At 39.8% G+C, this 13,827-nt stretch carries 8 protein-coding genes and 2 riboswitches; of the genes, 7 read left to right on the top strand and 1 reads right to left on the bottom strand.

Annotation, left to right across the window (positions count from 1 at the left end):
- Window positions 1-2: 2 nt before the first annotated feature.
- The 5 genes from JOD45_RS06350 (at window position 3) to JOD45_RS06330 (ending at window position 8,763) form a co-directional block, all read left to right on the top strand.
- Complete coding sequence (locus JOD45_RS06350; RefSeq protein WP_205003037.1) at window positions 3-1,469, top strand: glutamate synthase subunit beta; 1,467 nt, start codon at window positions 3-5, stop codon at window positions 1,467-1,469.
- 123 nt (window positions 1,470-1,592) lie between these two features.
- Window positions 1,593-4,364 (top strand): phosphoenolpyruvate carboxylase, encoded by a 2,772-nt coding sequence (gene ppc, locus JOD45_RS06345; RefSeq protein WP_205003036.1) that lies wholly within the window; start codon window positions 1,593-1,595, stop codon window positions 4,362-4,364.
- Window positions 4,365-4,635: 271 nt separating this feature from the next.
- A riboswitch (cobalamin riboswitch) is annotated at window positions 4,636-4,827 on the top strand.
- A gap of 160 nt (window positions 4,828-4,987) precedes the next feature.
- A complete protein-coding gene (locus JOD45_RS06340) occupies window positions 4,988-7,219 on the top strand; it encodes a ribonucleoside-diphosphate reductase subunit alpha (RefSeq protein WP_205003035.1) in 2,232 nt (743 codons plus the stop codon).
- Between the two features lie 36 nt (window positions 7,220-7,255).
- Entirely contained in the window at window positions 7,256-8,302 is a 1,047-nt protein-coding gene (locus JOD45_RS06335) for a ribonucleotide-diphosphate reductase subunit beta (protein WP_205003034.1), read from the top strand.
- Between the two features lie 275 nt (window positions 8,303-8,577).
- The gene (locus JOD45_RS06330; RefSeq protein WP_205003033.1) at window positions 8,578-8,763 is read left to right on the top strand and encodes a hypothetical protein; all 186 of its coding nucleotides are present in this window, start codon (window positions 8,578-8,580) and stop codon (window positions 8,761-8,763) included.
- A 514-nt stretch (window positions 8,764-9,277) separates the two neighbouring features.
- Here the strand turns inward: JOD45_RS06330 and JOD45_RS06325 are convergent.
- Complete coding sequence (locus JOD45_RS06325; protein WP_205003032.1) at window positions 9,278-9,640, bottom strand: zinc ribbon domain-containing protein; 363 nt, start codon at window positions 9,638-9,640, stop codon at window positions 9,278-9,280.
- Window positions 9,641-10,188: 548 nt separating this feature from the next.
- On the opposite strand from JOD45_RS06325, the gene JOD45_RS06320 reads away from it, so the two are divergent.
- Both JOD45_RS06320 and JOD45_RS06315 read left to right on the top strand, forming a co-directional pair.
- Window positions 10,189-12,867, top strand: a complete 2,679-nt coding sequence (locus JOD45_RS06320) for a phosphoenolpyruvate synthase (RefSeq protein ID WP_239549117.1) — start codon at window positions 10,189-10,191, stop codon at window positions 12,865-12,867.
- 139 nt (window positions 12,868-13,006) lie between these two features.
- A riboswitch (purine riboswitch) is annotated at window positions 13,007-13,108 on the top strand.
- Window positions 13,109-13,226: 118 nt separating this feature from the next.
- A complete protein-coding gene (locus JOD45_RS06315; RefSeq protein WP_205003031.1) occupies window positions 13,227-13,814 on the top strand; it encodes a xanthine phosphoribosyltransferase in 588 nt (195 codons plus the stop codon).
- Window positions 13,815-13,827 lie beyond the last annotated feature (13 nt).

The following is a 13,827-nucleotide window of genomic DNA, read 5'->3' as shown; positions in this document are numbered from 1 at the left end:
AAATGGTGAAAACCGCATTTATAGATATCAAACGAACAGAGCCAAAAGAAGCTCATCCGCGGGAAAGACTGAAAAATTGGAATGAATATCAGCAAAACCTTTCAGATTCTGATCTTAAGTCGCAAAGTTCCCGATGCATGGACTGCGGAATCCCGTTTTGTCAAATAGGAATGGATCTCAATCGTGCGACAACGGGCTGCCCCCTTTACAATTTAATACCTGAATGGAACGAGCTTGTCTATCAAGGAAAGTGGTATGAAGCTTATCAACGTTTGGCAAAGACAAATAATTTTCCTGAATTTACTGGAAGAGCTTGTCCGGCTCCCTGTGAAGGTTCATGCACGGCCGGATTGGTTTCATCGCCGGTAGCCATCAAATCGATAGAGCAGGCGATTATTGATAAGGCTTTTGACAAGGGTTGGGTCAACGTAAGAACACCAAAAAAGCGAACCGGCTTCCGCGTTGCGGTCGTCGGTTCCGGACCCGCCGGTCTTGCCGGCGCTGACCAATTGAACCAAGCCGGCCACGATGTCACCGTGTATGAGAGAGAAGATCGTATAGGCGGGTTATTAATGTACGGCATTCCAAATATGAAAATTGACAAACAGGTTGTTGGCAGAAGAGTCGAATTATTGAAAAAGGAAGGCATTGCATTTATAACCAACACTAATATTGGAAAAGACATCACGATGGCGGAACTCCGTAAGCAGTATGATGCAGTCCTCCTTTGCACAGGGGCGGCTAAACATCGTGAACTGCTGATTGAGGGGAGGGAGCTGAAAGGGATATATCCGGCGATGACTTACTTAACGGCCAGCACAAAGCATTTATTAAACCCCGAGAGCACACATCCTGAAATATCGGCTAAAGGGAAGAAAGTCATTGTTATTGGCGGCGGAGATACTGGTGCGGATTGTGTTGCGACGGCATTAAGACAAGGGTGCCAAAGCGTTGTTCAATTTGGCAAGCACGGCCGTTTGCCCAATGAACGGACCGCTGATAATCCGTGGCCGGAATATCCCCAAGTATTTAAAATGGAATATGCTTATAAGGAAGCCGCAGCTGTCTTTGGAAAAGATCCGCGCGAATATCACGTTTCTACGAAGAGATTTATTGGAGATGGCGGCGGTCAAGTAAAGGCGCTGGAAACTGTCGCTTTTGAATCTTATTTTGATGAAAAAGGGAATAAACAGCTTCGTGAGAATCATGAAGAAAAACAAACATGGGCGGCTGACCTTGTTCTCATAGCTGCCGGGTTTGAAGGCGCGGAAGATGATGTCTTTGAAAACCTCAATGTTGAAAATAACAATCAATGCATAAAAACAAAAAAGAATCGTTTCGAAACGGCTTTACAAGGTGTGTTTGCTGCCGGAGACGCACGAAAAGGGCAGAGTTTGATTGTTTGGGCTATTCAAGAAGGAAGAAAAGCGGCCGAGGAAGTTGATGCTTATTTATCAAGAAAGGTTTAAATCATTTTAAATGATAGGTTAATTGATATCCTTTTAACAAAAAATACACCTCTTCTAAATGATTTGGCTGATGAATAGAAGGGGTGTATCTAAAAAATACTTCTAAGAAAGGCGCGAAGGCATATGACAGTAAAATCATTAGTAAAAACGGAACCAGCCAGCAGCCAATATCGGCTGAAGAAAGACATTGAGTTTCTCGAACAATGGCTGGATAAGATCATTCTTTATGAAGGCGGTGAAACATTATTAAATAAAATAAGAAAAATCAGGGAGTCAGCTAAACTGCTGCGAGAAGATCATCATCCGTCTGCTTATAAACGATTAAAAGAAGAAATAACAAATTTAAAGCCACCGTTCAGGCAAAATGTGATTCGTTTTTTCGCGATTTATTTGCATCTTGTTAATATTGCTGAACAAAACCATCGTATTCGCCGCCGGCGTGAATACCAGCAGCGAGAAGATGCCGTGATTCAACCCGGTTCTCTAGAAAAAGGGGTCGAGACTTTAATAGAAAATCACATTACATCCGATGAGGTTAATGACCTTTTGCAGACATTATCTCTTGAACTTATCATTACGGCACACCCTACAGAAGCAACCAGACGGACTGTCCTGCAAATTCATGAACGCATTGCTGAATTGCTGATGGCATTGGACAAGCCGTGTACAAAACGTGAAAAAAAGAGCCTGCAAGACCGGTTATTTACTGAGATTACCGCTTTATGGCAAACAAATGAATTAAGAGATAAGAAACTGACAGTTATGAATGAAGTGTCTAACGGACTATATTATTTTGATGAAACTTTGTTTGATGTTCTGCCGCAAATCCATCAAGATTTAGAGGAATTGCTATTTGAAAAATATAAGCAAAAATGGCGGGTGCCAAGCTTTCTCCGCTTTGGTTCATGGATCGGCGGCGACCGTGACGGCAATCCAAATGTTACTGCACAAACAACATGGAAAACTTTGGAGCGCCACCGCAAGTTAGCTTTAAGCAAATATCAACAGTCGCTTGAAGAGCTAAAGGACAGGTTAAGCCATTCAACAAAAAGAGTGCAAGTAACCGACGAATTGAAGGCTTCAATCAAGAAAGATATCAGCTTGCTTGAAAATAAGCAAAAATGGCGGAATGAAGATGAAATCTACCGCTGCAAAGTGAAGATTATGCTCGAAAGGTTATCGCAAGTTGGCAAGACAGAGGCTGGATATCAGTCGCCTGATGAGCTGCTGGATGACTTATATATGATTCAAAAGAGCATAGAGCGCCATCATCATCATGGCTATTCTTTCAATCTATTGCAAAAATTAATACGTCAAGTGGAATTGTTCGGGTTTCATCTTGCATCGCTTGATATACGTAATCACAGCGGCGAACATGAAGAAGCGGTTGCGGAAATTTTCCGCTCAGTGAATATCGTTTCGGATTACAAAGCATTAACCGAAGAGGAAAAAGTCAATCTATTAACCCAAGTGCTGCAAGATCCCCGGCCGCTTATTTCAATCTATGACCGCTATTCACCGGAAACACAGGAAATGATCGATGTCTTTCGAATGATACGAAAAGCACAAGAGGAATTTGGCGAGCAGGCGATTCAAGTTTACTTAATCAGCATGACGCAATCTGCCAGCGATTTATTAGAGGTGCTTGTGTTAGCGAAGGAAGCTGGATTGTATCGCGTTTATCCGGATGGCAGAACAGTCAGCAGGCTAGATATTGCACCGCTCTTGGAAACGATCGATGACTTAATATCTGGCCCGAAAATAATGAAACAGCTGTTTGAAACGGATGTATACCGCCAGCATTTATCTGCCCGGCGCGATTCCCAAGAAATTATGCTGGGCTATTCGGACAGCAGTAAGGACGGCGGAACGTTAACAGCAAATTGGAAACTCTATAAAGCTCAGCAGGAAATTCATAATATGGCGAAAAAATATGATATTCGCCTAAAGTTTTTCCATGGCCGGGGCGGTTCGCTTGGCCGAGGCGGCGGTCCGCTTAATCGCAGTCTGCTGTCACAGCCTTTTGAAACATTGGGCGATGGCGTTAAAATGACAGAACAAGGAGAAGTTCTTTCAGCCCGGTATTTGCTTTCTGATATTGCCTATCGAAGCTTGGAACAAGCGACGACAGCATTATTAACGGCGATCGCTCATGTATCTCATGAAGCGGAACGGAATCAGTCGCGCTCGATTGAATGGGAAAGGGCAATGGATGAAATTTCGGCTTTTTCATTGGAGAAGTATCAATCGCTTGTATTTAAAGACACTGACTTCTTAACGTATTTCAGACAAGCTACCCCTTTGCTTGAGTTAGGAGCGCTTAATATTGGATCAAGGCCAATGAGCCGGAAAGGAAGCGCTCGGTTTGAAGATTTGCGGGCCATCCCATGGGTGTTTGCCTGGACGCAAAGCCGTCAGCTGCTTCCGGCTTGGTTTGCGGCGGGAACAGGCCTATACCGTTTTGCACAACAGGAAGGCAGCTTAAACTTATTGCAGCACATGTACCAGAACTGGCCATTTTTCCGTTCAACAATTGACAATTTGCAAATGGCTTTAACGAAGGCCGACCTTCCTGCAGCCAAAGAATATGCCGACATGGTTAAAGATAAGGCTGTCGGGAAACGGATTTTTGATGAAATTAAGGAAGAATATCATATTACAAAAGAAATGGTGCTCAAAATTACAAAGCAAAAAGACCTGCTTGATCATATTCCAAATATTAAAGAGTCTGTGAAGCTGCGCAATCCATATGTTGATCCGCTGAATTTCCTACAAGTTGAGCTTATAACCGAACTTCGGCAAAAAATAGATAAAAATGAAGAGGCAGATGAGCTGCTGCGTGAAGTGCTTCTGACGATTAATGGCGTTGCTGCAGGATTAAGGAATACAGGCTGATGTCGTTTCAGGTGATTAACTCGATTAAACCAGCAGTAAAAAAGAGTGCGGGAAACACCCGTACTTTTTTGTTTGTTCCGGGATGACGTCTATAACTGAACCTTTTCAAATCACACTTTAAGGTTTAGCTGTTAAAATGCCGCTCCTTTATTTGTTTAAACAATGAGAATGGCTTGACTTTTTCAACCTTGTTATCCGACAACTTTTTTATTGCACAACACGATATATTGTGGTAGCTTAATATAAGAACATCAATATATTGATTTTAAAATGAATATCGTCGAAAAAAGGTGTCCGAGGACTTAATAGGGAATCTGGTGAGAATCCAGAACTGTCCCCGCAACTGTGAATGCGGACGAAATGAAAAGACCACTGCATAGATTTGCTGAAAGGCGTCTATACGGGAAGGTTCAGAGTAGGATGAAGCATCAGTCAGTAGACCTGCCTTTTTTCGTAGTTTCTATTCTTCGGGGACTGAGAAATAGAAGCGGCACAGAGTCACAAAATATATTTTATACGGTATACATATGCATGTAAACACCGCTGCTCCTTTGTGTCGTTTTTAAGCTCATCCCTGGGGATGGGCTTTTTTTAATTGTTCCTAAAATGAAGGAGGAAAAAGCATGGCCACTATGGTTCCCCAAACAGATTTGATAACAGCCCTTTTTAATGATCTCAAATCATTTGATATAACTGGAATTGATAGAATCATTGAAAGGACTCAATACCAGCTTGAGCAGCTTGACACACAAGACGAGAGTGAGAGTATTCAATATCTCTTATTAAATATTCTGGAGAATGTATCGGTAGAAGAACCGAATTGGAGCTATACGGCCGGTTATGTATGGCTGAAATATCTATACAAGCAAGCGGCATTAAAGAGAAAGACGGATATTCATAAAGGTTATGGCTGTTTCTATGATTTAATCAAATGTTTAACAGACATGGGCATCTATGATCCAGCGTTGCTTAAGACATATAAAAAATCAGAAATTGAAGAGCTGGAGTCGGTTATTGACCCTGAAAAAGACTGCCTTTTTACTTACATCGGCTTAAGAACGCTAAGCGACCGCTATCTGGCTAAATCTTATGACGGAACGCTTTACGAGCTTCCTCAGGAGCGGTTCATGATTATTGCGATGACTTTAATGATTCCAGAAGCTCCGGAGAAACGGCTCAGCTTGGTAAAAGAAGCCTATTGGGCGCTGTCAAACTTATATATGACGGTGGCGACGCCTACGCTTGCTAATGCCGGCAAATCTTACGGCCAACTGAGTTCTTGTTTTATTGATACAGTGGATGATAGTTTGAGAGGCATTTTTGATTCAAATACAGACATAGCGACATTATCAAAAAATGGCGGCGGCATCGGCGTTTATATGGGGAAAATCCGTTCAAGAGGTTCAGATATAAAAGGTTTCAAAGGTGTATCATCCGGCGTGCTGCCATGGATGAAGCAGCTGAATAACACAGCTGTCTCTGTTGATCAGCTTGGACAGAGACAAGGAGCGATTGCCGTTTATTTAGACTGCTGGCATAAAGATATCCTTGATTTCCTTGATGCGAAATTAAATAACGGTGATGAACGCTACCGGACACATGACTTATTCACAGGCGTCTGCATTCCGGACTTATTTATGGAAAAGGTTGAGGCGAGAGACGATTGGTACTTATTTGATCCGCATGAAGTGAAGCGGGTCATGGGCTTTTCACTGGAAGACTATTATGATGAGAAAAAAGGCGAAGGCAGCTTCAGGGAAAAATATATGGCTTGCGTCAATAATCCAAGACTATCAAAGGAAAAAATCCCGGCCATTGAAATTTTTAAACGAATCATGAAATCGCAGCTTGAAACAGGAACGCCTTATATGTTTTACCGCGATACGGCGAATAGATTAAATACTAATAAACATGCCGGGATGATTTACGCAAGCAATTTATGTACAGAGATTATGCAAAATATGTCAGCTACAACCGTTATTGAAGAGGAAGTTGACGACGGAACGATTAAAATTACAAAGCAGCCCGGGGATTTTGTTGTGTGCAACCTCTCCTCAATATCACTTGCCAAAGCTGTCCAAGATGGTGTGCTTGAGAGGTTAATTCCGATCCAGGTGAGAATGCTGGATAATGTTATTGATATTAACAATATTGAGGTTAAGCAAGCATCAATAACCAATAAAAAATATCGTGCAATTGGTCTTGGCACGTTTGGCTGGCACCACCTGCTCGCATTAAAAGGCATTGCATGGGAAAGTAAAGAGGCTGTCCAATATGCGGATGAAATTTATGAGAGAATCAGTTATTTGACGATAAAGGCAAGCGTTGACTTAGCCATAGAAAAGGGCAGCTACCCGCTGTTTGCAGGGTCTGAATGGGAGACAGGCGCTTACTTTGAAGATAGACGCTATCAAGGCGATGCTTGGCAGATGTTAAAGGAAAAAGTTAAAGAGCACGGCATTCGAAACGGCTATCTTATGGCGGTTGCACCAAATTCATCAACAGCAATTATCGCCGGCTCAACGGCATCGATTGATCCTATTTTCCAAAAGGCTTACTCCGAGGAAAAGAAAAACTATAAAATTCCTGTAACAGCACCAGATTTATCGCCGGAAACCACATGGTACTATAAGTCTGCTTATCATATTGATCAGCTGTGGAGCATTCGCCAAAATGCGGCAAGACAGCGCCATATAGATCAATCCATTTCATTCAATATTTATGTCAAGCACAACATTAAAGCTAAAGATCTATTAAACTTGCATCTCGAAGCTTGGAAACAAGGGTTAAAAACAACCTATTATACGAGATCAACTTCGGTTGAAATAGATGACTGCGAATCATGTGAAAGCTAAACAGTTTATCCGCTTATATAAAGGGGAGAAAAATCAATGTCAGAACTTATGAAAAGAAAATTATACGACCCGGAAGCGCCAAATGCGTCGACAGGTATTATTAACGGCAGAAGTTCGAATGTCCTTAACTGGGATGATACGAGATTTAAATGGGCGTACAGCCTTTATAAAACAATGCTCGCTAACTTCTGGACGCCGTTTGAAATCAACATGTCCAATGATATTAAACAATACAAAAATGAATTAACCGAAAAGGAACGCGATACATTTAATAAAATTATCGGACTGCTGGCTTTCTTGGATTCTATTCAAACGGACTACTCCCATAGGATTGCCGATTTTTTAACCGATTCAAGTTTATCTGCGTTAATGACTGTCCTGAGCTTTCAGGAAGTTGTTCATAATCAGAGCTATTCATATGTATTATCCAGTGTGACAACAAAACAAAAACAGGATGAAATCTTTGAGTATTGGAAGCATGATCCTGTACTGCGCGAGCGAAATGACTTTATCGTTAACGGCTATCAAAAATTTGTCGATAATCCGACAACGCAAACCTTTTTAGAGTCAATCGTTTACGATGTGATCTTGGAAGGCCTTAACTTTTATTCAGGCTTTGCCTTTTTCTACAACTTGGCAAGGAATCAAAAAATGGTCGGCACATCAACGATGATTAACTATATTAATCGCGATGAACACCAGCATGTGAGATTATTTGCAGAGATATTTAAAGAGACATTAAAAGAGAATCCGCAATATGATACACCAGAATTAGAAAAGTTTGCGATTGAAACCTTTCAAAAGGCAGCCGAGTTAGAGATCAATTGGGGCAGATATATTATAGGAAACGACATTCAAGGCATTCTGATGTCAGACCTTGAAGACTACATTCAGTTCATGGCTAATTTGCAAATCCGCAAGCTTGGATTTGAGACAAAGCCATTCCCGGAAGCCCCGACAAAGAACCCTTTAAAATGGATTAAAGCTTATCAAGATGTTAATATGGGAAAAAGTGACTTTTTTGAACAAAAGTCAAGGCAATATACGAAAGTTACAGATGAAAATGGTTTCGATGAATTGTAAGATAAATATCCCTCCTTTGAGACCAGGTGTCTTAAACGGGGATTGAGCCATAGTGAGAAAAGGCACCCCGGTTTCTCTGAGAAATCCTCCGAGATCGCTGTTGTTGATTATAAGCCCGATTCTCTCATTATTTCCCGACTTAAAACTTAGCCCGATATCGGCGAATTTGGCCGATATCGGGCATACTCCTTTACATACTGATAATGATGATTATTAATAGCTTTTTTCATCTGGTTAAAAGAGCATTAATAGGATTATAAATTTGGAGGATTTTTATGGGGAATTTTTTGAATGTTTTTATTATTGTTTCTTTATTAGCGTTTATTGGGGTCTTTTATATAACATGTTGGTGGTTGAGAATGGTGATTAATCGTTCTATAAATAGAGGTGATCCTAAGGAAATTAAAGAGTATAAGAAAATTGGTTTGATTATTTTTGATTCAATGCGTTTATTTCTGTGAATGCCTTTCAAAAAAGGAAAATAACCAAAAAAAATTTAGTATCCATTGTCAAAGTTACAATAATTGATATTACAAGAAATTCAAAATATAGCTTCTGCACCTAATCTTTAGATATGGTTAAGAGGAGGTTGGGCAATTTAATTTCTTCTCGGTAAATTACTCGCGAATATTCTGATATAGATTTACAACATAACAATAATTAACAATGTGATACATTTTATTGGTTAGTGATGTACAAGATTAATTCTCTGATGTATTTTTTGTAATCAAAAATAAAATCAATATCACTAAAAATAGAACTATGCTAAGGGCATTAGCCCAAACTTCACCTCTAAAAAAAATGTTTACTAAGGTTATCACGCCTATAAATATTGTCCCTATTAAAGGTAATTTTTTCTTTAATTTGATCAAAATATTTACTCACATCCCTTTATTTTGCGTAAATTTTCGGTATAAATACATTAGAACAAAATTATACAATTAAAAAGGGGGGCAAATCTATGAAAATTTGTACTTATAGACGTATACTTACTACTTCCCATTTAGGAAATAAATTACTTAAAAAACGGTTTTCTTTTTTTATATATAGACCTATGTTTTTATTATCTAAATCTGTTACAAAATAAACTGTTTTACCATCGCTTCCTTGTGCATCTGATGACTTTTTACAAGTAGTTCCTTTTGGAAGCTTCATTAAAAAGTCGTAGGTTTTTCTATCATGAGTAACACGACTAATAGCCTGTTTATCCTTTTCTTGAATCATATGATTTATACTCTTCTCAAAGTCAGATCTCATTTTAAAACCGGAATTAAAATAAAACGATACTATCCCTAACACTAAAATGATTGCAAAAACACTCAAAATCCATTTTTTCATTATTTTTCTCCTACTGAAAAAATAATAGTTGTAATAATAAAATAGCAGATCGCTAATTATAATTGTGCAATTTGGGTATTCTTAGCCTTATTTTATATCATTGGAAACTTTTTTTAATCAAAATATTTTGGTTTAGTAATTGTTATTCTCATTTTCTTCGGAGTTAGTAGATTGAAAATGCCAGGAAAAATTTAATGATTAATTAAAAAATATCATTTATCATCCATTTAATTTTCATAAATGCAACTTGGAATTTATCAATCATTTTTTTGCGTCCGACTGATTCTAAGATCCTGCTTTCCTCATATAGTAAATATCTCCTGTTTTGTAAAATGATGAACATTCCCAAAGATTTTGTCCATTAATTGACAAAATAATGGAAAATGATGATTGAACACGATAATTGTCGCTTGATAAAATTATAATTAACAATTTGTTACTTATTTAACATATAGTTCATTAGCGACAGGGTTCAAGGCACAGGTGGTCACATCCATGTTTTGAGTTATTGATGAGGGTCTATGTGACATATAAAAGGATGAAGGGAGTTGAAGTTATTGGTTCAATACGTGATGCACTTTAAAGAAATTGACAAATCACTCATTCAGCATGCCGGAGGAAAAGGGGCAAATCTTGGTGAAATGACAAAGGCGGGCTTTCCAATACCGCCGGGCTTTTGCATCACGACCGCTGCATATCAGACGGTTGTCGATCATTCGCCAGAAATAAATGAACTTATTGAACAGCTCAAACAATTCAATGATGATTCAAAGGAAAAAATTAAAGAAACAGCAAAACAAATTCGAGATCAAATCCAATTAAAGCCTATTCGCAGTGATATTGCTTCAGATATTTCTAAGGCATGCAGAGAATTAGGGAGCGAAAATGCCTATGCTGTTCGTTCCAGTGCAACAGCTGAAGATTTGCCGGATGTTTCTTTTGCGGGTCAGCAGGATACTTATTTGAATGTTAAAGGGGAGGAACAGTTATTTGAGGCTGTAAAAAAATGCTGGGCTTCACTTTATTCAGACCGGGCTATTCTATACAGAATGAGAAATGGGTTTGATCATCGGGCTGTTAAAATTTCGGTAGTTGTTCAAAAAATGATCAATCCTGAAATTTCAGGCGTTATGTTCACCGCTGATCCTGTTACTGGGAATAGACATACGATTTCTATTGATGCCAGTTTTGGGTTAGGAGAGGCTATTGTTTCGGGACTTGTCTCCCCGGATTTATATCAGGTTCGTTTCGGTGAAATTGTCAAAAAGCAAGTATCGAAAAAAGAGACCGCCATCGTTCCATCGTCAAATGGCGGCGTTGTTTCAAAAGAAATACCTTTCAATGAAAGAAAAAAGCAAGCGCTAACAGATGATAAAATTGTAGAATTAGCGAATTTGGGCAAAAGTATTGAAAAACATTATGGACGAGAACAAGATATTGAATGGTGCTTTATTAACGGACAATTTTATATTGTTCAAACAAGGCCGATAACGACGCTTTATCCAGTTCCGGAAGCGCTGGATCATCATCTTCGCGTATTTCTATCATTCGGACACCAGCAAATGATGACCGATCCTATATCGCCGGCCGGCATATCGCTCTGGAAACTTATTGTGCAGCATAACGATAATCCAAGCAGATTGGTTGAAGCGGGCGGCAGATTATTTATTGATTATACAAATGTTCTTAACAGCGAACAAAGCCAATTTATGATTCCCCTGTTCCTGAAAAGCATGGATGAATCAATGAGCCGATCATTATTAGAAGTGATGCGGCGTGAAGCATTCCACAGCCGGTCTGTTGGGAAGCCGGAACAAACCATGATATCTCATCCGGTCATGGCTACTAAAATACTCAAAGATTTGATCGAGGGTGAAAATGGTGAAACAGCGAACGATAAAGTTGAAGCATTCAGGAAAAAAAGCCTTATCAATTGCCAAAGCAGGCTCGAAAAGACAAATGGCCCTGATCGGATTGAGGCTATAGAAGAAGAGAGCCGAAACCTGTTGAAAAACCTCGGGCCTCATGATATCCATTATGCGGTTTCCGGCATGATAGCCGACAATCTGCTTAAAACGCTTGCAAAGCTATGGCTTGAAGATACAGAAGATATCCAATGTTTATTTAAATCTCTTCCGAATAATGTCACTGGAGAGATGGGGCTTATGATCGGCGATTTGGCTGATACAGCGCGTTCTTACCCGGAATTGGTTCAATACTTAGAAACCGCAAGAGAAGATTCTTTTTATGATGGGTTAGAATCCGTTAAGGGAGGAGCTGCCTTCCGAAAAGAACTTGACCGTTTCTTACAGTTATACGGAATGCGCTGTCCGGGCGAAATTGATTTGGCAAGTATGCGTTGGTACGAGAATCCTTATATGCTCGTTTCCTCAATCCTAGGTCATACAAAGAACGTGAAACCTGGAGAACATAGAAAGCGCTTTCTCGAAGGGGAAATTGAAGCGAAGGAGGCTCGAGAGCGCATTATTTCCAGTTTGCGACATACTAAAGACGGCAGTTTTAAAGTAAAAATAATGTCGCACGTGATTGACGTATATCGAAATTTCATGGGATTAAGGGAGCATCACAAATTTGTTATTATACAGCATCTAGATTTATTTAAGCGAGCGATTCTAAAAGAAGCTGAAACTCTTGTTGAAAAAGACATTCTTCAAACTAAAAACGATGTGTTTTTCTTAAAGATTCAAGAATTGAAGGAGCTTCTGAAAGGAGAGCTCTGTGAGGACGTACGGCAGTTGATTGCTTCTCGCAAGGCATACTATAATCATTACAAACGTCTAACGCCGCCGCGGGTTATAACAAGTGAAGGGGAAGTGATTATCGCAAGAAAAGAAGAGCCTGAGGCGATTGAAGGATTGCTTTACGGCACCCCTGTTTCGCCGGGTGTCGCCGAAGGATACGCAAAGGTTGTACTGGACCCGAGCAGAGCCTCGCTTAAACCAAATGAAATATTAGTGGCCCCTTTTACTGATCCGGGATGGACGCCGCTATTCCAGCAAGCGAAAGGCCTTGTTATGGAAGTGGGCGGATTAATGACTCACGGCACTGTCGTTGCGCGTGAATTTGGGATTCCTGCAGTTGTCGGCGTCGACAAAGCGACAAAGGAAATTAAGAGCGGACAGTTCATTCGAGTGGATGGTGCGAGAGGTGAGATAGCAGTCTTAGAAAGTCCCGATGCTGCTGTATTATCCACAAAAGAAGGATAGACCCCATCGGTTATATCTTAAGAGCATTTTTTTAAACGGCATGCGAATGAAAGAGATATATCAACTGAAAATTTAAACTTAATCTGACATCTTGTTCATTTTGTTTAAATTGCGTTATAATACAAATACATTACAACAAAAAACGACATAAATGAATCCTCGTATAATCGCGGGAATATGGCCCGCAAGTCTCTACCAGATTACCGTAAATAATCTGACTACGAGTGGGATATAACAATGGTCTTTTGTCGCCGTTTGTTTTATTTTATTTACAAACATTGCCCAAGGAGCAGTCTCACTCAATGTAAGAGGCTCCTTGGGCTTTTTGTTTTGCAAATATGTTATGGGAGGCAGCTTAAGTGGAATTATTAAAGCAGCGAATTCAAGAACAAGGCAAAGTTCTGGATGGTCATGTATTAAAGGTTGACCGTTTTTTAAATCATCAAATTGATCCAAATTTAATGAAAGAAATGGGTCAGGCCTTTGCGGATAAATTTAAGGAAGCAGGCATAACGAAGGTTGTCACAATTGAATCATCAGGCATTGCGCCGGCTGTCATGGCAGGGTTAATCTTGGATGTTCCAGTGATATTTGCCCGGAAGAAGCAGTCGCTGACATTGAAAGAGGATTTGCTGACAACTGAAATTACCTCATATACAAAGCAGGAGACAAAAGAAGTTTATCTATCAAAAAAGTTTCTATCAAAAGAAGATCGAGTGCTGATTATTGATGACTTTCTTGCAAAAGGCGAAGCAGCCTTAGGTTTATGCCGTTTAGTTGAACAATCCGGAGCCAAGGTTGCAGGGATTGGCATTGTGATAGAAAAGGCATTTCAAAACGGCAGGAAAAAGCTTGATGAAAAAGGATATCATGTCTATTCGTTAGCAAGGATCGCATCTTTAGAGAACAATGCTGTGACATTTGTCGATGAAGCGGCTTGCCGCTAAAAGGGGAGACTTA

Origin of the sequence: Scopulibacillus daqui (genome assembly GCF_016908855.1) — a bacterium.
Lineage (GTDB): Bacteria > Bacillota > Bacilli > Bacillales > Sporolactobacillaceae > Scopulibacillus_A > Scopulibacillus_A daqui.
This window is presented reverse-complemented; position numbering and strand designations above follow the sequence as displayed.